At 28.8% G+C, this 21,070-nt stretch carries 25 protein-coding genes and 3 pseudogenes; 15 read left to right on the top strand and 13 right to left on the bottom strand.

Annotated features, from left to right (window positions below; genetic code table 11):
* From AJN64_RS00575 to AJN64_RS00565, 3 genes and pseudogenes are all read left to right on the top strand, one after another.
* The coding region (locus tag AJN64_RS00575) for a methyl-accepting chemotaxis protein (protein WP_002934477.1) at positions 1-915 on the top strand (915 nt) is incomplete at its 5' end.
* An 87-nt stretch (positions 916-1,002) separates the two neighbouring features.
* Positions 1,003-1,722: a class I SAM-dependent methyltransferase gene (locus AJN64_RS00570; protein WP_070292534.1), complete on the top strand. Its 720-nt coding sequence runs from the start codon at positions 1,003-1,005 to the stop codon at positions 1,720-1,722.
* 55 nt (positions 1,723-1,777) lie between these two features.
* Positions 1,778-1,992, top strand: a pseudogene (locus tag AJN64_RS00565) (hypothetical protein).
* Positions 1,993-2,023: 31 nt separating this feature from the next.
* Here the strand turns inward: AJN64_RS00565 and pyrC are convergent.
* The 4 genes from pyrC to eptC are packed head-to-tail and all read right to left on the bottom strand — an operon-like array spanning position 2,024 to position 5,151.
* A complete protein-coding gene (gene pyrC, locus AJN64_RS00560; protein WP_070292533.1) occupies positions 2,024-3,031 on the bottom strand; it encodes a dihydroorotase in 1,008 nt (335 codons plus the stop codon).
* Complete coding sequence (locus AJN64_RS00555; RefSeq protein WP_070292532.1) at positions 3,021-3,266, bottom strand: replication/maintenance protein RepL; 246 nt, start codon at positions 3,264-3,266, stop codon at positions 3,021-3,023. The genes pyrC and AJN64_RS00555 overlap by 11 nt, the downstream gene beginning before the upstream one ends.
* Entirely contained in the window at positions 3,263-3,619 is a 357-nt protein-coding gene (locus AJN64_RS00550) for a diacylglycerol kinase (protein ID WP_070292531.1), read from the bottom strand. Before AJN64_RS00550 ends, AJN64_RS00555 begins: the two co-directional genes overlap by 4 nt.
* Positions 3,616-5,151: a lipid A/FlgG phosphoethanolamine transferase EptC gene (gene eptC / locus AJN64_RS00545; protein WP_070292530.1), complete on the bottom strand. Its 1,536-nt coding sequence runs from the start codon at positions 5,149-5,151 to the stop codon at positions 3,616-3,618. Before eptC ends, AJN64_RS00550 begins: the two co-directional genes overlap by 4 nt.
* A 117-nt stretch (positions 5,152-5,268) precedes the next feature.
* Here eptC and AJN64_RS00540 point away from each other — a divergent pair, with 117 nt between their 5' ends.
* Positions 5,269-6,027 carry an exodeoxyribonuclease III gene (locus AJN64_RS00540; protein WP_070292529.1) on the top strand — a complete coding sequence of 253 codons (759 nt, stop codon included), beginning with the start codon at positions 5,269-5,271 and terminating at the stop codon, positions 6,025-6,027.
* A 19-nt stretch (positions 6,028-6,046) separates the two neighbouring features.
* Here AJN64_RS00540 and AJN64_RS00535 read toward each other — a convergent pair whose 3' ends face one another.
* From AJN64_RS00535 to moaC, 3 genes are read right to left on the bottom strand one after another with little or no spacing between them, the layout of a single operon-like run.
* Positions 6,047-7,207 carry a hypothetical protein gene (locus tag AJN64_RS00535; RefSeq protein ID WP_079729009.1) on the bottom strand — a complete coding sequence of 387 codons (1,161 nt, stop codon included), beginning with the start codon at positions 7,205-7,207 and terminating at the stop codon, positions 6,047-6,049.
* Positions 7,197-7,460 carry a DUF493 family protein gene (locus AJN64_RS00530; protein WP_002870647.1) on the bottom strand — a complete coding sequence of 88 codons (264 nt, stop codon included), beginning with the start codon at positions 7,458-7,460 and terminating at the stop codon, positions 7,197-7,199. The genes AJN64_RS00535 and AJN64_RS00530 overlap by 11 nt, the downstream gene beginning before the upstream one ends.
* Complete coding sequence (gene moaC, locus AJN64_RS00525) at positions 7,438-7,911, bottom strand: cyclic pyranopterin monophosphate synthase MoaC (RefSeq protein ID WP_070210160.1); 474 nt, start codon at positions 7,909-7,911, stop codon at positions 7,438-7,440. Before moaC ends, AJN64_RS00530 begins: the two co-directional genes overlap by 23 nt.
* 92 nt (positions 7,912-8,003) lie before the next feature.
* Here moaC and AJN64_RS00520 point away from each other — a divergent pair, with 92 nt between their 5' ends.
* A complete protein-coding gene (locus AJN64_RS00520; RefSeq protein ID WP_002851965.1) occupies positions 8,004-8,159 on the top strand; it encodes a highly acidic protein in 156 nt (51 codons plus the stop codon).
* A 61-nt stretch (positions 8,160-8,220) separates the two neighbouring features.
* Here the strand turns inward: AJN64_RS00520 and cheQ are convergent, their stop codons facing one another.
* Together cheQ and cheP are read right to left on the bottom strand one after the other, a co-directional pair.
* On the bottom strand, positions 8,221-8,700 hold the full coding sequence (gene cheQ / locus AJN64_RS00515; protein ID WP_079264411.1) for a cheVAW transcriptional regulator CheQ: 480 nt from the start codon (positions 8,698-8,700) through the stop codon (positions 8,221-8,223).
* Positions 8,701-8,727: 27 nt separating this feature from the next.
* A complete protein-coding gene (gene cheP, locus AJN64_RS00510; RefSeq protein WP_070274900.1) occupies positions 8,728-9,585 on the bottom strand; it encodes a cheVAW transcriptional regulator CheP in 858 nt (285 codons plus the stop codon).
* A gap of 172 nt (positions 9,586-9,757) precedes the next feature.
* Here cheP and AJN64_RS00505 point away from each other — a divergent pair.
* From AJN64_RS00505 to AJN64_RS09905, 3 genes and pseudogenes are all read left to right on the top strand, one after another.
* Positions 9,758-10,631: pseudogene (locus AJN64_RS00505) on the top strand (FIST N-terminal domain-containing protein).
* Positions 10,607-10,765: a histidine kinase gene (locus AJN64_RS09350; protein ID WP_148122977.1), complete on the top strand. Its 159-nt coding sequence runs from the start codon at positions 10,607-10,609 to the stop codon at positions 10,763-10,765. Before AJN64_RS00505 ends, AJN64_RS09350 begins: the two are co-directional and overlap by 25 nt.
* A 553-nt stretch (positions 10,766-11,318) precedes the next feature.
* A pseudogene (locus tag AJN64_RS09905) lies at positions 11,319-11,735 on the top strand (methyl-accepting chemotaxis protein); the annotation flags it as partial.
* 52 nt (positions 11,736-11,787) lie between these two features.
* Here AJN64_RS09905 and rplT read toward each other — a convergent pair.
* Both rplT and rpmI read right to left on the bottom strand, forming a co-directional pair.
* Positions 11,788-12,141 (bottom strand): 50S ribosomal protein L20, encoded by a 354-nt coding sequence (gene rplT, locus AJN64_RS00495; protein WP_002861032.1) that lies wholly within the window; start codon positions 12,139-12,141, stop codon positions 11,788-11,790.
* Positions 12,142-12,234: 93 nt separating this feature from the next.
* Positions 12,235-12,426 carry a 50S ribosomal protein L35 gene (gene rpmI / locus AJN64_RS00490; RefSeq protein ID WP_002777995.1) on the bottom strand — a complete coding sequence of 64 codons (192 nt, stop codon included), beginning with the start codon at positions 12,424-12,426 and terminating at the stop codon, positions 12,235-12,237.
* Positions 12,427-12,582: 156 nt separating this feature from the next.
* Between rpmI and AJN64_RS00485 the strand changes: the two genes are divergently transcribed.
* The 4 genes from AJN64_RS00485 (at position 12,583) to AJN64_RS00470 (ending at position 16,629) form a co-directional block, all read left to right on the top strand.
* On the top strand, positions 12,583-13,749 hold the full coding sequence (locus tag AJN64_RS00485) for a hypothetical protein (protein WP_053872907.1): 1,167 nt from the start codon (positions 12,583-12,585) through the stop codon (positions 13,747-13,749).
* Between the two features lie 138 nt (positions 13,750-13,887).
* A complete protein-coding gene (locus AJN64_RS00480; protein WP_002870652.1) occupies positions 13,888-14,289 on the top strand; it encodes a hemerythrin domain-containing protein in 402 nt (133 codons plus the stop codon).
* A 177-nt stretch (positions 14,290-14,466) separates the two neighbouring features.
* A complete protein-coding gene (locus AJN64_RS00475) occupies positions 14,467-15,648 on the top strand; it encodes a NifS family cysteine desulfurase (protein WP_002870653.1) in 1,182 nt (393 codons plus the stop codon).
* A gap of 9 nt (positions 15,649-15,657) precedes the next feature.
* Complete coding sequence (locus AJN64_RS00470) at positions 15,658-16,629, top strand: iron-sulfur cluster assembly scaffold protein NifU (protein WP_002861028.1); 972 nt, start codon at positions 15,658-15,660, stop codon at positions 16,627-16,629.
* 22 nt (positions 16,630-16,651) lie between these two features.
* On the opposite strand, the gene AJN64_RS00465 is transcribed toward AJN64_RS00470, so the two are convergent.
* Entirely contained in the window at positions 16,652-18,535 is a 1,884-nt protein-coding gene (locus AJN64_RS00465; protein ID WP_002861027.1) for a mechanosensitive ion channel family protein, read from the bottom strand.
* Entirely contained in the window at positions 18,532-19,167 is a 636-nt protein-coding gene (locus tag AJN64_RS00460) for a carbonic anhydrase (protein WP_002851887.1), read from the bottom strand. The genes AJN64_RS00465 and AJN64_RS00460 overlap by 4 nt, the downstream gene beginning before the upstream one ends.
* Positions 19,168-19,327: 160 nt before the next feature.
* Between AJN64_RS00460 and AJN64_RS00455 the strand changes: the two genes are divergently transcribed.
* The 3 genes from AJN64_RS00455 (at position 19,328) to frr (ending at position 21,068) form a co-directional block, all read left to right on the top strand.
* A complete protein-coding gene (locus AJN64_RS00455) occupies positions 19,328-20,023 on the top strand; it encodes a Bax inhibitor-1/YccA family protein (protein WP_002851668.1) in 696 nt (231 codons plus the stop codon).
* Between the two features lie 103 nt (positions 20,024-20,126).
* Positions 20,127-20,495, top strand: a complete 369-nt coding sequence (gene secG, locus AJN64_RS00450) for a preprotein translocase subunit SecG (protein ID WP_070292528.1) — start codon at positions 20,127-20,129, stop codon at positions 20,493-20,495.
* A gap of 9 nt (positions 20,496-20,504) precedes the next feature.
* On the top strand, positions 20,505-21,068 hold the full coding sequence (frr, locus tag AJN64_RS00445; protein WP_074470019.1) for a ribosome recycling factor: 564 nt from the start codon (positions 20,505-20,507) through the stop codon (positions 21,066-21,068).
* Positions 21,069-21,070 lie beyond the last annotated feature (2 nt).

Below are 21,070 nucleotides of genomic sequence, written 5' to 3'. Positions count from 1 at the left end.
ATCAACGAAAACATCCTTGCTACTAAAAAAGGTTTAGAACAAGACAATCAAGCTGTTAAAGAATCAGTTCAAACCGTATCAGTTGTAGAAGGTGGTAATCTAACAGCAAGAATTACTGCTAATCCAAGAAACCCACAGCTTATTGAACTTAAAAATGTTCTAAATAAACTTCTTGATGTTTTACAAGCTAGAGTAGGTTCTGATATGAATGTTATTCATAAAATATTTGAAGAATACAAAAGCTTAGATTTTAGAAATAAAATCTCTAATGCTTCAGGAAGTGTTGAATTAACTACTAATGCTTTAGGTGATGAAATAGTTAAAATGCTAAAACAAAGTTCAGACTTTGCTAATGCTTTAGCTAATGAAAGTGGAAAATTACAAACTGCTGTTCAAAGCTTAACCACTTCTTCAAATTCTCAAGCTCAATCTTTAGAAGAAACTGCAGCAGCTTTAGAAGAGATCACTTCTTCTATGCAAAATGTTTCAGTTAAAACTAGTGATGTTATCACTCAATCTGAAGAGATTAAAAATGTTACAGGTATTATAGGAGATATCGCAGATCAAATCAATCTTCTAGCTTTAAATGCAGCTATTGAAGCTGCACGTGCTGGAGAACATGGTAGAGGCTTTGCTGTTGTGGCTGATGAAGTTAGAAAACTAGCTGAGAGAACTCAAAAGTCTTTATCTGAAATAGAAGCTAATACTAATTTACTTGTTCAATCTATCAATGATATGGCAGAAAGTATTAAAGAACAAACTGCAGGTATTACTCAAATCAATGATAGCGTAGCACAAATTGATCAAACTACTAAAGATAATGTTGAAATTGCTAATGAATCAGCTATTATTTCTAGTACAGTAAGTGATATAGCTAATAATATCTTAGAAGATGTTAAGAAGAAGAGGTTTTAATTAGTCATTCAAGCCCAAAAAAAAGGGGGGGGGCTTGAATTTTAAAAATTTATGCTATGATTTTATATATTTTATCAAGGAAAATATATGAATTTATGGGATAAAAAAGCCAAAACTTACACAAGATATCAAAACACTTTAAACACGATACAAAAGCAAACTTTTGAATATTTCCAAAATTTAAAGATTTCTTTTCAAAATAAAAGCATTATAGATATAGGATGTGGAACTGGAGTTTGGACTTTACACTTAGCTAAAGAAGCTAAAGAAATTTTAACCCTAGATAGTGCAAATGCTATGCTTGAAATTTTACAAGAAGATGCTAAAAAACTAAATCTTAACAATATAAAATGCGAAAATTTGAGCTTTGAAACTTGGATGCGAAACAATCCTAATGCTAAATTTGATCTTGCATTTTTAAGCATGTCCCCTGCTTTGCAAAATGAAAAAGATTATGCAAATTTCTTAAATCTAGCTAAAATAAAAATTTATCTTGGTTGGGCTGATTATAGAAAAAGTGATTTTTTAGATCCGATTTTTAAATATTTTAATACCGAATTCAAAGGTTTTTATAAAAAAGATTTAGAAAGTTATTTGCTAGAAAAAAATATATTTTTTCATAAGATTGTTTTTGATGAAACACGCAAAGTCCAAAGGACAAAAGAAGAGGCTATAGAAAATGCTCTATGGCATTTAAGTATGAATAAAATCACAGCTTCTAAAGAAACTGTAAGTTCTTTTGTTGAAAACGATATTATTGAAACTGTAGAATCCAAAATAAAACTTTTAATTATAAATAACTTATAAAAACATTAAGCTTATACTTATTACAATTTCACCGATTATTTAAAAGGAGTTTTTAATGGTTAAAAATTTAATCATCAAATTTGGACGCTTGATTCTTGATGCAATTACAGCGATAAGTTTTGTTGTAGCTTTGCTTTATTCTCTTTTTATGATGTTTAGCATTGGATTTTTAGCTGGTTTATTGTCGCTGATAGTCAGTTTTATTGCTTTATTTTTAAGTTTTTTTGTGATCTATCTTGTTATAGATATCAGAGATACTCTTGTAAATAAAGCTTAAATTTTCCACCTTTAAGGTGGAAAATCAATGTTTTAATTGAAATTTTAAAATTTCTCCGGCCATATAAGGCACGACTTGATTGTATTTATCTTCATAAACATTTGGCACTTGCCATTCTTTTTCTTCTAAAGTTAAAATTTTATCTTCTTTAAATTTCAAATCATAAATTTTACAAGCGTTATCGCTTAAAAATTTTTGCAAATTTTCTTCTGAGCTATTTTGCTTAAATAATTCAGCTAAAACAGGTAAAATTACTGGGGCGCTAAATACACCTGCGGCACAACCACAACACTCTTTAGTATCTCTTGGGTGAGGCGCACTATCACTTCCAAACATAACTTTTTCATAACCACTAAAAGCAAGTTCGCAAAGGGCTTCTTTATCTTCGTAACGCTTGGCTATAGGCTTACAAAAAAGATGAGGATTCATTTTACCTCCGATAACATCATCCAAAGTGATGATTAAATGATGTAAAGTGATTGTCGCGTATAAATTTTCATAATCTTTTAAAAGTTCACATAAAGTTTTAGTGGTAATATGCTCCATAACAATCTTAAGTCGTGGAAAATGTTTGGCTAATTTTTCATAAATTTTAGCAAAATTACTTTCCCTGTCCATTACAAAATCATTTGTTTCACCATGCACTAGCAAAGGAATATTTAAATCACTCATAGCCTCTAAAGTAGGTTTTAAATACTCTATATCAAAACTTGAAACTCCACCATTTGAATTTGTTGTAATTCCTGCTGGATAAAGCTTAATGCCAAAAATTTCATCTTTGGCAATTTGAAGAAATTTCTCATCATAATTTTTAAAAAAAAGCGTCATTAAAGGAGTGAAATTTTCATCTTTACAAGCCTTAAGGATACGCATTTTATAAGCTTTTAGATCTTCTAAATTGCAAAGCGGAGGGATTAAATTTGGCATAATCACAGCTGCACAAAAATCTCTTGCACTAAAAGGTGCGATAAGTTCTAACATTTGATTATCTCTTAAATGCAAATGCATATCTAAAGGATTTTTAAGTATCATTTTTATCTCCTATATTTAGCTGATAAAATCCATTCTTAAGGCGCTTAAAAAGCTTTTTTTCTTCTAAAAATTTAAAAGTAGCAATGATAGTGGGTTTGCTTTGATGTAATTTTTCTTCAAGCTCACTAATTTTAATCATAATAAAACCATTTTCATCGGCATTTTCACATACAAATTTTAACAATTCAAAACGCTTTTTTCCTAAAATTTCTCGCATTAAATTTTCAAATTTCATAAGTAAATGCTACATAAAATAAAGCCCCAAACAAAAAGAGCTAAAAGCACGCTAAAAAACACTGCTGCACTAGCACAATCTTTAGCGATTTTTGCCTTTTCGTGCCATTCATTAGTAACTAAATCAACACAAGCTTCAATAGCCGAATTTAAAGCTTCTATAATTAAGATAAGCATTAAAACACTTACCAATAACAAATGTTCCAAAAAACTAACTTTTAAGAAAAAACTAAAAACTATCGCAGGGATAATAATGCAAAGTTCAATTCTAAACGCCATTTCATTTTTAAATAAAGTAAAAATCCCTTCTAAAGCATATCTTGCGTTATTTAAAAAATGATATTTAGGCTTCATGGATTTGCCTTAAGTTTAGGATTTAATAAATCATATTCTGGTTCATAAACACTTGTTTTTACATCAAAATATCCTAAAAGAGTGCTAAAAAGATTATCTTGAGAAAGTTTTAAACCTTTATGTTCTTTAGCTAAATTCATTAATTTTTCATCATTACTCCAAAAAATAGCAGGAATATGAGTTTGATAACTTGGCGCTATAGCATAAGGCATACCATGAAGATAAATATCATTTTCGCCCAAACTTTCACCATGATCTGAAAGATAGAACAAAGAACTTTCATAATCTTTTTGTTCTTTTAATAGTTTTATAATCTCACTTAAAAGATAGTCTGTGTAAAGTAAAGTATTGTCATAAGTATTGATTAAAGCCTTACTATCACATTTTGAAAGTTCATTGGTATCACAAGTTGGAGTAAATTTTTTAAACTCATTTGGATAGCGTTTATAATAAGTTGGCCCATGAGAACCTTGCAAATGAAGAACTATTATATTTTGATCACTCAAATGATTTAATTTTTCTTTAAAAGGGACGAGTAAATTTTCATCCAAATCACTAGAAAGCTTTTGTTTATAAGCTAATCTATCACAAACTCCTTTACAACCACCAGAATTATTATCAAACCATGCAGCATCTACACCTGTTTTATAAAGTATATCCATGGCATTTTCTTGAAATTCTGAACTCGAATAATCTCTACGCTTGGATATAGAAAACATACAAGGTAAACTTACCGCTGTTGCTGTTCCGCATGATGAAAAATTATCAAAAAAGATTACACTATCTTTTTTGGTATAAAAATTGGTATCATTTTTAGTATATCCACCCAAAGAGTAATTTGCCGCTCTAGCGGTTTCACCCACTACCAAAACTAAAAGTTTTTTAGTGTGATTGTTTTCTCTATAAGCATCATTAGCTATAGTTTTAAATTCTGGTTTAGCTTTTACAAAACGAACATAATAGCGATATACGGCATAAAATTGATAAAAAGGAATATTATACATTCTTATTTCATTATAGTTTCTAAAAAAAGGCAAGAAAGTTTTGCTTAAAGGGATTAAAACTACACTAACCACAATCAAACCTGATATTATATTGATAATTTTAATTTTCATATGGGATTTAAAACTGCCATAATCAATTTTTACTTTAACAACATAAAAAGCCAACAACAAAGCCAAAACAATAAATAAAATTAATTTTAAATTTAACAAATCTTTTACTTCTTTGATATCTGTTTGAACAACATTTTGTATCATATCAGAGTCTATAAGCACTCCATAAAAACTAATGAAATAAACACTTAAAAAAGATGATATTATAAACAGTATAGAAAAAAATTTAGTAAAAAACTTTATAAAAAGTAAAGAGCAAACCACGTGAACAAGGGCAAAATAGGCCACAATAAAAACAAAAGTTATAAACCAATTTTGATTGTTTTTTTCATACACAAACTCAAATAAATTAAAATTTAATATTGCAATCATTAAAGAATTTAAGAAAGTAAACCAAAACCAAGTTAATCTAAGCATATAAATCCCACCTTCAAATTTAAGGTTTTAATTTTATTGAATTTTTTTAAATGGATTGTAGTTTTAAATCTTTTTATGTTATGATTTACACTTTTAATGACAATTTTAAGGAAAATAATGAAACTACTTTCATGGAATGTCAATGGCTTAAGAGCTATTTGTGATAAAAATGCACTTGATTGGATAGCACAAGAAAAAATTGATTTTATAGGTTTTCAAGAAATCAAAGCACATGAAGATAAATTTCCTAAAAAAATTTATGAATATCCTTTTAAGCACATGTATTTTAATTCTGCCAAAAGAGCGGGATATTCTGGGGTAATGAGTCTTTGTAATTTTGATAGCGAAGTAAAAAAATGTGAATTTTTTGATGATGAAGAAGGCAGGGTTTTAGAACACCGTTTTAAAAATATCGCACTTTTTAATATCTATTTTCCAAATGGTCAAAAAGATGAAGAGCGTTTAAATTTTAAGATGAAATTTTATGCAGATTTTTTAGTGTATTTAGATAAGCTTTTAAAGGATGGATTTGAAATTATTATTTGTGGCGATGTTAATACCGCTCATAAAGAAATCGATCTTACCCATCCAAAAGCCAATGCCAACACTTCAGGTTTTTTACCTATAGAAAGAGCTTGGATTGATGATTTACTAAAACTTGGTTTTATAGATACTTTTAGAGAAATTAATGGTGAAATCAAAGAAAAATACTCGTGGTGGAGCTATAGAATGAAAGCAAGAGAAAGAAATGTGGGTTGGAGGATCGATTATTTTTTCATTTCAAAAGGTTTAAAAGATAAACTTAAAAACGCTTTCATAAGAGATGATATTTTTGGCTCTGATCACGCGCCTGTAGGCATAGAAATAAATATTTAATATCCCAAAAAATGGGATATTATTTTTTAACAAATTTTTTTGCTTTTTCCCAAAGTCTTACACCGAGCTTTTTAGCTTTTTTGGAATTTAAATCTTTGTATTTTTCACTAGCAATTTTTTCTAATTCAAAAATTTCTTGTTTAAAACGATTTAATTTTCTTTGAGTAAGTTTATTAAAATCATTAATCTTTGGATTTCTCTTAATATCATTTAAAACTAGTATTAGTTGCTCTCTGCTTTCACCTGCAAGACGTCTAAATTTAGCAAAAAGATTATCAAGTTCATGTTCTAGCAAATTCTCAACTATACTCTTACAAGGATCATTTTGCAGTTGAATCTCTTTTTTTAAAAGAGCAATAAAATCATCTTCTATACCTATTAGTTCTTTGCTTTTTAAACTAACATCTTCTTCAAAATTTGCATAAGTTAATGAAGCTTTAAATTTTTCCATTGCTAAAACAATACCATCTCTTGTGCCTTTAATCACACCTAAACAAAGATCTTTTGCATAAGCCATAGATTCATTAGCTATTTCAAAAGCGGTATTTAAAATAATACTTGAAATTTGTAAAATTCTTTCTTTTTCAAAATGAGCTTCACAAATGGCATTATATACGAGATTTTTAGCTATTTCGCTACTTGTAAGTTCTATATCTTCAGCCTTTTCTAATGTGGTTAAAAAAGCACTTTCAGCGGTTTCTTTTAAAATTCCAAGCATTTCTATATCAAATAAAATAGCATCATTTAAACCACCGCTAAATTCATCACAAAAAGAATATTCTTGTAAAATACTCTCGAATTCAAAAAAATTATCGCTGATTTGATTTTTAATCAAATTCTTTTGATTTTCAATCTGTTTGTTTAGTAATTCAGCTTCACTAATATACTCATAAAGCGAATTTTGAGCATCTGCAACACTTGCTTTTACCAGAGCCTTAATAACCTTTGAAACATTTTCATCGTCACAAAAATCAAGTTTTTTTAAAATAGTTAAAAATTCAATCAAAAGAGAATTTAAAACTTTTTTTGTTTCATGAGGATTATGTGAAATTTGCTTATATGCAAGATTAAAACTTAAGTCTTCAAGTAAATCACTTGCTTCATATTTACCGAGATTTGATAAAGAATTTTCAAAAATAATTAAAGTATTTTTCATTTTTCCTTCTTTCTTAAAGTACAAATTTTGCTTTAGCTTTTAATCTATCAAATATATCCAAACGATCTTTTTTGCTATCAACATAAACATTTAATAAATAACTTTGATATTTTCCGCTCGCACTTGAATTCGAATGTTCAAATTTATATTCTCTTTGACCTAAAATTTCTTGAAAAATTTCACTTGCCTTAACATGCACCTCAAAAATCACCTTATAGTCCCAAAAAGTAGGATAATTGATCTGAGGTTCTTTTTTAAGATCGCACAAATTTACCACTTTTGCCTCCTTCTTTGCTTTCAAGCACTATATCCGTAATCCTCATTGATTTATCTACAGCCTTGATCATATCATATATAGTTAAAAGTCCTATACTAACCCCACTTAAAGCTTCCATTTCAACCCCTGTTTTACCTTCACACTTAACTGTTACAATAAGCTTAAATGCACATTCTTTAACAAATTCCACAATATCAGTTTCAACTTTAGAAAGCATTAAAGGATGGCACATAGGAATAATTTCACTTGTTTTTTTAGCCCCTATTATAGCCGCAATAATAGCTGTTTGAAGAACAGGACCTTTTTTTGCGGTATTGTTTTTAATTACATCAAAAGCTTCTTGACTCATATATATCATACCACTAGCTGTGGCTATTCTTGAAGTAATATTTTTATCGCTTACATCTACCATTTTAGGATGATTTTTTTCATCTAAATGACTTAATTTCATAAATTCACCTTTTAAAAAATTATAAAAATTATAGCAAAACCAAACAAATTTAAGATAAAATAAACTTTGTATTTTTATTTAAGGAGAAAACAATGGCTTATGAAGATGAAGAAGATTTAAATTACGATGATTATGAAAACGAAGATGAAGAATATCCACAAAATCACCATAAAAATTATAATTACGATGATGATGATTATGAATACGATGATGATAACAATGATGATGATTTTTATGAGATGGATTAAAATACAAAATTTTCATCTTTAAATTACAAGCAATGTCTTTACAGGGCTTGTAATTTATATCTTAATAATACCCAACGCACATACTCTCAGTGATTTTAATACGCTTTTCAAAAGGGGCTGGACTAAAAAAATGGCATTTTTCTATATAAATATGCTGATGATAATTTAGCCCTAAAAAATCATAAAATTTTTTTAGATTAACAAATTTAATCCCACAAATCTCCTTAAGCTCTAAAAGTTTATAAATAGAAGAATTATTTTTTTCCACTAAATGAGACGGGGCTAATCCAGTAAAAGAACAAAAAGCACTTGCCAATACAAAACCATTTAAATCACTACATTGCCTTAAAGCTTGCTGATGTTTTTCTAAAATGCAATTTCTATGTAAAAATATAATTCTTGTTCCTTGATATCTACCTATTTCTACATTTTTCCAAAATTTATAAGCATTTTTTGAAATTCCAGCAAAACGATGAAATTCAGCGTTTAAAATATAGTGATCTAAAAATTCATTAGGAGGCAAGATTAAACTTTTCATCACTACAATTTAGAGCCCTAAAAGAGCTCTTTAATCTTCTTTGTTTAAATTTTCCTTAGCTTTGCTAGGAAGCTTAGATAAAAGATTATTTAAATCAAAATTAATTCCTTGAGTTTTTGCCTCTTCAAGTAAAGCAACTGCAGCTTTTACGTTAAATGGAGAAGAACCATCATGCGGAGCAAAAAGATGATCTGTTATTGCTAAAGCATAAGCGGATTTTTTCACTTCTTCACGAGCAGCATGAGGAGTGCGAACAAAACATATGCTTTCAATCAAAACATCATCAAAATTCCAACGATGTAATAAAAATCCCAAAAAAGAAATATGATCTACGCCTAAAAATTCATTCTCCGCTAAAGCAAGATTTTCATTTTTATTTAAAAAAGCTAAAAAATCCTTATCCTTATGATTTTGTATAAGAAAATTTGAAAAAATAACAATTCCAAGCCTTAAAAGCATTGCACAAGGAACTAAAAGATGAGAAAGTTTTTTATCTTCATCATTAAGCCAATTTGTAATAAAAGTTGCCTCTTCATTGCATGTTTTTAAAAAATTTTGAGTATTTAAACCATAAGGTGAAACATCTATTTTAAAACTATCTCTAATGGAATCAGCCGTAACTATATTGATGATATTACCAACGCCTAATAAAGTAATCACTTGATTTATGGTTGTAATTTCCCTTGTAAAACCATAATAAGGAGAATTTGCTAATTGCAAAAGCTTAGCCGTCATCAATGGATCAGTTGAAATGATTTCAGCAACTTTCATGGTTTCTATATTTGAATTAGCCTCGCTCACATATTTTCTTAACTTACTTACAGTATCGGGTAAAGGTGGCAATACTTCAACGCTTTTTAATAAAAGCTCATTCATATCTCCAATCATATTTGATTTATCCTTGAAGTTAGTATTATTATAATTTATGATTATATCTAAATTTTAATTTACTTATTACATTTTTTGTTACTTTAAGATATAATAAAAATTATAAATACTAAAATTTTATATTATTTTTAATTAACTAACAAATTAAAATAATTTTAACGGAGTTTAATCAATGTTTTTTAATTTTAAAAATAAAAGCTCAGCGCAAAAAGAAGAGAGTAAAAAAGTTTTAGAAGCTCTATTTCTTCAAGAAAATGAACTTGAACAAAAATTAAAAAAAATAAATATCAAGCCAAAGTTAATCATAGGTTTTGTGTCGTATCAACTTAACCTAGCAATCATAGGAAATAAGATTCAAAATTCTATAAATGAACAATGTGATATCATCTTAAGCAGTGCTACTGATTTATTATGCAATCTTGATTCTAACTCAAACATTGAAAACAGCCCTTATAAACAAAATATCCAAGGAATAAGTTTGATGCTTTTTAGCGAAGATATGATAGAAAATCTCTGCACAAATAAAATCAAGCTTTTTAGCAATATAAAAGATTATACAGAAAGAAAAAAACTGATAGAAAAAGAAGTTTTATCTATAAATATACCTTTTGAAGCACACTGCACAAATACTTTGCATTATTTAATTTATGATGGTTTAAGTCAAAGCGAAAGTTCTCTTTTAGAACTTTTATACAAACACAACCCCTATCCTTGTGCTTTAGTAGGAGGTGGATCTAGTGGAAATATGGACTTTAGCGGAACATTTATATTTTATAATGGAGAAATATTAAAAAATCAAGCTTTAAGCATACATGTCCAATTTAAATCTAAATATCGTTTTGATTTAATGAAGTCTCAAAATTTCAATCCTCAAAGCAACATTACCTTTACCATACTTGATGCAAGCTTATATGATAAAACTGTACGCGAGTTTATTGATAAAAAAACCTTTCAATCCATCAACGCGGTTGAAGCTTTATGCAATTATTTTAACTGTACTTTTGAAGAACTTAAAAATAAAATGCAAGAATATACTTTTGCTTTAAAAATTGGAGAAGACTATCTTATTTCCCCTATGGAAATCAACCCAGATAAAACATTATTTAGTTATTGTGATATAGAAAGCGCTCAAGAATTAAGCTTGCTTAAAAAAACAAATTTTATTGAAGCCATAAAATAAAGATTACGAAAAATTTTCTTTTAATAAACCAAAACCACTAGGAGCAATTTTTAATGATTGTATCTTAAGAAGACTTCACAACAAAGAACATTTAAATCAAATCCATTTTAATGATTTTCCTATAGTTGGTTTTTCTAGTTTTGGGGAAATTTATGGAGTGGGAATTGCAAAAAGTTTAGTGGCAATATTTTTTTATGAAGTTGAAAATTTTAATGATTTCAAACCTAGATATTTAAAAACTTTCATACAAAAATACAGCGATTTTAAATACTATTATCTTAATATAAGAGCTCAAAAACTAGAAATGACAAATGAGATTAATAAAATAATTTTAAATCAACTCAAACAAAATACATCAGAAATTGATAAAAATACAAGTATATTTAAAGAAATTTTTGAAGAACTTGAAAATATAAGAAGAAGTCTTACAACCATTAGTGAAAGTTTTACCAATTTCACTAACTACCTAGAATACAACCTTTACCAAAGTGAAGAAAAAATGAATTTAGAAAAAGAAGTGCAATCTTCTTTGAAAAATATAGATCAATTAAATAGTATTTTAGATCTTATTTCAGGGATTGCTGAACAAACTAGCCTTTTATCTTTAAATGCAGGTATAGAAGCTGCTAGAGCTGGAAAACTTGGTCGTGGATTTGCAGTTGTAGCTGATGAAGTTAGAAAACTTTCAGAAAATACCCAAATGGGTCTAGGTGAAATGGAAGGAGCTATTAAATTAGTTATTCAGACCATACAATCCATTGCAAAAAGTTCCAATTCTAGTACTCAAGAAATGAATTTTATAAGGGATAAATCCAATGAATTTTCCAAAATCATTTCAAATCTTATAAATTCAGGTAAAGAAATTTCAGATAAATTAAAACAAAGAAGCAATGTCGGCAAAGATTTTGAAAAAAATGTAAATCAACTCAAATGTTATGAAGATGTTCTAGCTAAATTAAATCAATACTAAAAATTAAGAATTTCAAGAAATCAAAAATCTTGAAATTCTTACACTAAAAAAATTAAAGTGCTTTTTTTACAGCCTCTGCAATTTTTGCAAAAGCAGCAGAATCATTCATAGCTAAATCTGCTAGAATTTTTCTATCAAGTTCAATGCCTGCTTTTTTAAGACCATTGATAAATCTTGAATAACTTAAATCATTAAGCCTACAAGCAGCATTGATACGCACAATCCAAAGACGACGGAAGTCTCTTTTTTTGCGGCGTCTATCACGATAAGCATAGACTAGACTTCTTTCTAATTGTTCTTTTGCTTTTCTAAAATGTTTGCGGCGTCCACTATAAAAACCACGCGCTAATTTTAAAACTTTTTTATGTCTGCGGCGTCTAACAACACCTGTTTTTACTCTTGCCATTTTTATTTCCTTTCATAAAGTGGCGTCCAAATTTGGAGCTTGCCCTTGAAATTTTATCTCAGAGGGGAGTTTGAATGACTTTTAGTCAAAAACTTAAATTCCTAGCATTTTTTCAACAGCTTTTACATTTGTGCTATGCACATATTTAGCTGTGCGAAGATCACGCATTCTTTTTGCAGGTTTTTTAGTCAAAATATGACTTCTAAAAGCTGAGCCTCTTTTGATTTTATTTTTACCTACTTTGAAGCGTTTAACTGCGCTTTTAACGCTTTTCATCTTTGGCATACGCTTTCCTTATTTAGATAAATTTTTATTTTTCAAATTAAAAGAAAAGCTAAATACTATCAAATTTTTTCTAATTTTTGACTGAATTTAATTTTTAAAAAACTTGGCACACCTTTTGCTTATAAAAAAATCAGCAATATTTTGGAAAGATTTAAAATGACTATAAATTCGGCAAATCCGTATCAAAATTTAACCTTATCTAATCCTTTACAGAATAGCTCTGCTTTAAATTTGATTAAAGATAGCAAAGCTTTAGAACAAGAGGGAAATGAAAATAGCTTAGAACAATTAAGTTATATTTTTAATAATACCACTTATGCTAGTGAATTTGGATTTAGAATCAATAAAGAAGGTTTTTTTGATAAAGATTTAAATAAAATTGCGAATATACCAGAATCTTATGATATCAATATTAAAAGCGTTAGAAGCATAGCAAAAGAACTCGCGAAACAAGATGAAATTTTAAATTATAATAAAATTGATCTACCTTATCTTTTAAATAGCTATTATAGTTCATTAAAATCTATAAATTCAGAATTTTTACAAGATGATAATGCTTATTTAAGTCGCGATTTTATTTCAAAACTATCATCAGGTTTTTCAACAGACAATGGAAAATTTTTAGGCCAAATTTCAAGAATTTATAACAATCAAGAAGAAATTGATTTAGCATTAAGCAATATCACAAATTTAAATACTTTAATGTTAGATAATAAAATAACTAATTTTCATTTTAATAAAGCCATAGAAAATACTTCTTCTAATGAAATTTTAAAACCTTATTTAACTAAAAATGCAGAAGTATCAAAATCTGGTCTTTTAATGAATTTTATCTACCATGATATAAAAACCCAAAATGAAAAAGAATTTAACTTTTTTATGAAACCTGTCACTCTAGAACTGAGCTCTCATCAAAATTTACAAAAAATTCTTAAAGGCGAAATGGATATAGAAGATTACATTAAAAAAGAAAATGAAAAAAAGATGAGTTTTGATCTTTATCTTTATGTTAATGGTATAGATAAAAAAACAAGTACTCAAGACAAACTATCTGTATTTTTTCAACAATATATTAACTACCAAAAAGATATGGATTTAAGAGAATTTGCAAATTCAAGCTCAATATTTCAAATTTATATCGATCAAAATCGCAATGATTTTGATACTATTAAAAAACAATATCAAAACCAAGGTCAAGACACGCAAAGATTAGAAGAAGTAAATCAACTACGTTCTAGCTCTATAGAAAATTTTCTAGATCGTCGCCAAAAACAAGCAAATATAAATAAAATTCTAAACTCTTATATGTCTGTGATGATTTAAAATAATTTTTATAAAAAATATACAAATTATAAATATTTCAATAATAATAATTTTTATATGAGTAATTAATAAAATTTTAAGTATAATAACATTATAATTCGCTCCCGAAAAAATATAAATATAAAAGCACTCAAAACCATGATTTATAATGAAAAAATTATTTCAATGAATAATGATCTTTTAGATCATCAGCATAAAGAACTTTTTGAAATTTCTAAAAAACTCTCTTTAATGAGCCAACGTCATGTTGAAACAAAAGAATTAAAAATTGTCTTAAGAGAGTTGTTGATAATGATCAATAGACATTTTTCAGATGAAGAAGCCTTTATGAGAGAAATAGAATATCCTTATATCAACCATCATACAAGAATTCACAGAAAAATTATCTTAGAAATTGAAGAAATTATCATCAGTGAAGCTAAATTTGTAAATATAATGATTGAAAAGCTAGATCTCGTTGTTCAAGATTTTATCTTTAATCATACAGTCAAAGAAGATTCAAAAATAGTAAAGTATTACGAAGAAAAATTTAAGAAATAGTATTTCTCATTTTTACTATATAAAATTCACAAAATATTTCACTTTAAAATTTTACTTTAACATTTTATTTTTGTTATAATTTTTAACCTAATTTTTATAAATTTTTGTTATTATCCGTTTTCGAATAAAGATAAAAAATATCCTAATTAAAGTTAAGGATAAATTAAGGATTTTAAAGTGAAAGTATATTTAGATAACAATGCAACGACGATGCTTGATCCTAATGCTTATGAGTTGATGCTACCTTTTTTAAAGGATATGTATGGAAATCCAAATAGCCTTCATCAATATGGAAGCACAACACATCCTGCTTTAAGAGAAGCTTTGGACAAACTTTATGCAGGGCTTGGAGCAAATGACTTAGATGATATAGTTGTAACATCCTGTGCAACAGAAAGCATTAACTGGGTGCTTAAGGGTGTGTATTTTGATCATATTTTAGATAAGGAACGCAATGAAGTGATTATTTCTAGTGTAGAACACCCTGCTGTTACTGCTGCTGCTTATTTTTTAAAAAGTCTTGGAGTAAAAGTCATAGAACTCCCTGTAAATGAAGAAGGGGTTTCTACTGTAGAAGATTTACGTAAAGTGATTAGCGATAAAACAGCACTTGTAAGTGTTATGTGGGCAAATAATGAAACAGGTATGATTTTTGATATTAAAGCGATGGCGGAACTTGCACATGAATTTGGTGCTCTTTTTCATACAGATGCTACTCAAGCAGTAGGTAAAATAAAGGTTAATTTAACTCAAGTAGGAGTTGATTTTGCTTCATTTTCGGCACATAAATTTCATGGACCAAAGGGTGTGGGTGGACTTTTTATAAAAAAAGGACTTAAACTTACTCCACTTTTACACGGTGGAGAACACATGGGTGGCCGTAGAAGTGGAACTTTAAATGTGCCTTATATAGTAGCTATGGGCGAGGCTTTGCGTATTGCAAATACTATGCTTGATTTTGAAGATTCTCATATACGCCGTTTAAGAGATAAACTAGAAGATCAAATTTTAGCCTTGCCTGATACAACAGTGGTTGGAAAAAGGGAACACCGTGTGCCTAATACAATCTTAGCAAGTATTAAAGGTGTTGAAGGCGAAGCAATGCTTTGGGATTTAAATAAAAATGGTATAGCTGCAAGTACGGGATCAGCCTGTGCAAGTGAAGCTTTAGAAAGCAATCCTATTATGGAAGCTATCGGTGCGGAGCATGATTTAGCGCATACAGCTTTAAGACTTTCTTTGTCACGTTTTAACACTGAAGAAGAAATTGATTATGCAGCAAAACAAATTAAAAATGCAACACAGAGATTAAGAGCAATTTCTTGTACTTATGCTTATAATCCAAATAATTACAAATAAGGATGGAAAATGGGAAAAAATAGTTTAATTGGTGGATCCATTTGGGATGAGTATTCACAAAAAGTTCAAGATAGAATGAATAATCCTCAACATATGGGAGAATTTAGCGAAGAAGATGCTAAAGCACGCAATGCAAAATTGATCGTAGCTGATTTTGGCGCAGAAAGTTGTGGCGATGCAGTAAGACTTTTTTGGCTTGTAGATGAAAAAACTGATAAAATTATCGATGCAAAATTTAAAAGTTTTGGTTGTGGTACAGCTATAGCAAGTAGTGATACTATGGTAGATCTTTGCATAGGAAAAACTGTAGATGAAGCAGTAAAAATCACAAATTTAGATGTGGAATTTGCTATGCGTGATAATCCAGAAACTCCAGCTGTTCCACCTCAAAAAATGCACTGTTCGGTTATGGCTTATGATGTAATCAAACAAGCAGCAGCTCATTATAAAGGTATAAGTCCTGAAGATTTTGAAGATCAAATTATAGTTTGTGAGTGCGCTAGAGTAAGTCTTGGAACCATTAAAGAAGTGATTAAACTTAATGATTTGCATAGTGTAGAAGAAATCACACAATATACTAAAGCAGGTGCTTTTTGCAAGTCCTGTATCAAACCAGGCGGACATGAAAAAAGAGATTATTACCTTGTAGATATTTTAGCTGAAACCAGAGCCGAGATGGATAGAGAAAAACTCAAAAATACAATGAAAAGTGATGTGGCTTTTGATGAAATGACCGTAGTAGGACAATTAAAAGCAGTTGAAAGTGTTTTAGATGCTGAAATTCGCCCTATGCTTCATAATGATGGTGGAGATTTGGAAGTGATTGATATACAAAAGGCTGAAGGTGCAGCAATTGACGTTTATATTCGTTATCTTGGTGCTTGTAGTGGTTGTTCTAGTGGAAGTGGTGCAACACTTTATGCTATTGAAACGATTTTACAAGAAGAATTAAGTCCAAATATACGCGTTATGCCGGTTTAAAAAATAGCAAGATAAAATCTTGCTATTTTATAGCTTTTGCTTGCAAATCAAGAGGTGGTAAATTTTCTATATAAATACTGCGACTTGGGAAAGCAAAAGTTAAGCCATTTTTTTCGATTATACGCATAAACTCAAGCATTAAGCTTTGTCTAGCTTCCCTAAAATCTTTTGCGCCTATTTTTTTGGTATAAAAATAAAGCTCTATATTAATACTACTATCTGCAAATTCGCTTAAAGCCACATAACAAGCATTTTTATAGCCTTCTAAATCGTTAATAGATACAAGATTTTGACGATATTTTGTCGTATGATCACCATATTTTAATGCACTATCCTCATCGTGAGCTACCAAATCACTTGTATCCAAAAATTCTTTCAAATCTTTTACACATTGATCTAATTTTTCAGGAGTAGCATCATAACCAACACCCAAATACATTCTAACATGGCGACCCATGCGTCTTTTACTCCAATTTTTGATATTAGCTCCCATAATAGTTGAATTTGGTAAAAATACGAGACAATTATCAAAAGTTCTAATAGTAGTTTTTCTAAGTCCTATTTCAACTACTGTTCCTTCTATACCTGAAACCTCCACCCAATCTCCTTGATTAAAACTATTATCAAAAAGTAAAAGTATAGAAGCAAAGAAATTTGCAATTATATCTTTCGCTGCTAAAGCAACAGCTAAACCACCAATTCCCAAAGATGCAATAATAGCTGAAATATTAAAACCAAGCTGAGCAAGGATATATAATAAAGCTATGATAATAATAACAAAATATAAAATTTTAATAATTAAATTTACAACTTCTTTTTTTCCGCTTTTTTGAGCAAGCTTAGAAACTAGTACCATTCCATAACCATCAAGCATTTTTAAAATAAGCCATGCAATCAAAACCGCATAAATTATGTGGAAAAAATTACTCAAATTAATACTTAAAGGTGCAGGATAAGTTGCTATAGTAAGACAAATCGAAATAGCATAAACAATCAGAAAAAAACTCACTGGTTTTTTAATATTCTCAATAAAAATAACTTTAATATCATCTACATCATTTTTATTTCTATAAAAAAGCCGAACAAGAAAAAAATATACTATATTTGCAAAAAAACGTCTTAAAGATATAAAAAAAACTAAAACCAAAGCAGAAATTACTATTTTTCCGATATTAACAAAACTTACCCCAATTGCCTCGTTTATACGATCTATCCAAACTTGAAGCTCAAGTAGTGAAAAAATATAATTACTTTCAAGCAAATCTGCATTTGATCGTAAATACTTAAGAATTTCAGAATAAGAATCTAGAGCGTTACCAATATATCTTTCTTTTAGGGTAATTTTTTCCAATTCTTCTGGATTTGTAATTTTGCTTTTAAAACTATCTAAATTTACACTAGAAGAATTTTGTAAATTTTCCATTGCCTTATCAACAGTAGCAATTAAATCTTCACTACTTGCTGTATTTTTAAAAAGTTTTTCCACTTCAAACAAAGAAGAATAAAAACTTTCCACAATGTTAAAATAAACTAGATTAAGAGTGGCATCTGTATAAATGTAAGGCTTATTAATATTCTTTTTTTGAACATCTAGTAATTTTTCTTTTGCTTTTAAAAATCTAGCCACTGCCTCTTCATTAATCTTTTGTCCTACTATCATATCGGGTATTTTTGCTAAAATAGTCTTTTTGTCTTTTTCAAATTCACTTAAAATACCATTAAAAGTGCTTGAATTTTCATCATTGTTTTTCTTAAATTCTTTAATTTGATTGTTAAGATCAACATATTTTTCAACTAAAGCATAAATTCCTTCATCTTCTTTACTAATATTCGCATCAATAAATTTAAATTCTTGTGCTCCAAGGTATAAAATAAAAAAACATAAACTAAAAATAATTTTCTTCATTGAACTTTCCTATCTTGTATTAAAGTAAAAATTTTTGCTTTAAAATCATACTCATAAATTTCACCTGTCTCTATAATATAATACCAAGCATGTACTTCTATTTTTCCTTCATCTAAAGCTTCTTGCACGCCTGGATAAGTAAGTATATTTTGCAAAGAATTTACTAAATTTAATTTTTCTGTAAGCCATGAACGCATAGCCAAATCGTCTCTTGCAAAAATCATCACATCTTTTTTTATCGGATCTAACATAGTAAGCCATTTTTTCACGTTAGGAATTTTATTTAACTCTTCATCAGAATAATAAAGAGCATTGCAACCTCCACAATTACTATGGCCACAAACGACGATATTTTTAATATGCAATGAATTTAAAGCATACTCTATTGCTGAAGTTGTCGCCAAGTAATCTTCTCCAACGCGATAAGGTGGAACTATATTTGCAATATTTCGTATTACAAAAAGCTCACCTGGACCCGTATTAGTGATCAAATTTGGAATTACTCTAGAATCAGAACAACCTATAAAAAGAGTATGGGGATTTTGCTTATTTTTTAGACTTTCAAAAAGTTCTTCATGCTCCTTAAAGTCTTCTTGCATAAACTTAATCGCACCGCTAATAAGATTTTCCATAAAACCAACCTAAAACTAAAATCTTGAAATTATAACAAAATTTCAGCAAAGATTTCATTTAAGCATTAAGATATTATATAAATTAACTTTTTATTTAGTCTAATATGTTAGATTTCGCTCAAGATTTTAAAAAATCTAACAATTTTGCAAGGAGAATTTTATGAGTCTTTATGATAGAGACTACTCAAGATCAAAAGAATTTGAAAATACACGCTCAAGCGAATTAAGTATTTTTATTAAACAAACTTATCAACTTTTTGCTGCTTCATTATTAGCTGCAACAGTAGGTGCATATGTAGGAATTTTTGCTTTAGCATCATTTTTTATACAATCACAAGTAACTTTTTGGATCCTTTTTGCTGTTGAAATCGGACTTTTATTTGCTTTGCAATGGAAAAAAAGAGAGGCTCCATTAAATCTTGTTTTACTTTTTGGTTTTACTTTCTGCTCAGGTTTAACGCTTACACCTTTACTTATTTCAGTTTTAGCTCTACCAGCTGGAGGAATTATCATCGCTCAAGCTTTTGCTTTAACAACGGTTGCTTTTGCAGGACTTAGTGTATTTGCTATGAATACAAAAAAAGATTTTACTGTTATGGGCAAAGCTTTATTTATAGTATTAATCGTTATTGTAGCAGCATCTTTACTAAACCTTTTCTTCCAAAGCAGTATAGTTAATCTAGCTATTTCAGCAGTAGCTGCAATATTATTTTCATTTTACATTCTTTATGATACGCAAAATATTATCCGCGGAAATTATGAAACTCCAATCGAAGGTGCAGTAGCACTTTATCTTGATTTTGTTAATCTTTTCGTATCTTTACTTAATATCTTAAGAAGCTTCAATAGCAGATAAGTTTTTGTGGGATTTTTCTCACAAAAACTTTTCAAGTTTCAAAACTTTTCAAGTTTTATTTAGCTAAAATAATCATTTAAAAATTAACTTTTAGGAATTTTCAATGATCACTCTTTTAATCATTTTACAATTTATCATCGTTATAGTTATTTGTATAGCAGTTTTACTTCAAAAAAGTTCAAGTATAGGACTTGGAGCTTATAGTGGAAGCAATGAAAGTTTATTTGGCGCCAAAGGACCGGCTGGATTTTTAGCAAAATTTACCTTTATTATGGGAATTTTACTTATTGCAAATACTATTGGTCTTGGTTATTTATACAATAAAGCTAGCAAGGACTCTCTAGCAGAGAAAATTAAAGTAGAAAACAACACTACTATTCCAAGTGCTCCTATTGCACCTGCTACCCCAAACACAAATTCTATCGCTCCAAGTGCACCACAACTTCCAAGCGATGTTAATTCAAGTAAATAATTAAAGGAAATGATAATGCTAAGTGAAATTTTTAACAAACAAAAAACCCAAAGTGAAAAATCTTTAGAAGCCTTAAAAAAAGACTTCACCACTTTAAGAACTGGAAAAGTTAATACCCATATTTTAGATCATATTACAGTGGATTATTATGGAACTCAAACTCCTTTAAATCAAGTAGCAACTGTTTTAGCAAGCGATGCTTCAACTATTAGCATCACTCCTTGGGAAAAACCTTTACTAAAAACCATAGAAAGCGCTATTGCAGCTGCAAATATCGGTGTCAATCCAAACAATGATGGCGAAAGTGTAAAATTATTTTTCCCTCCGATGACTAGAGAGCAAAGAGAAGAAAATGTAAAACAAGCTAAAGCTATGGGTGAAAAGGCAAAAGTTTCTATAAGAAATATACGCAAAGATGCCAACGATGCAGTTAAAAAACTAGAAAAAGATAAGGCAATAAGCGAAGATGAAGCAAAAAAAGCTTATGATGAAGTGCAAAAACTTACTGACGCCTACACAACAAAAATTGATGAGAGTGTAAAAAGCAAAGAAAGTGAACTTTTAAAGGTTTAACG

Source organism: Campylobacter sp. BCW_4332 (assembly GCF_001763175.1).
GTDB classification, from domain to species: Bacteria; Campylobacterota; Campylobacteria; order Campylobacterales; family Campylobacteraceae; genus Campylobacter_D; species Campylobacter_D jejuni.
The sequence above is the reverse complement of the archived record's forward strand: the minus strand, read 5'-3'. Positions and strand labels throughout refer to the sequence as shown.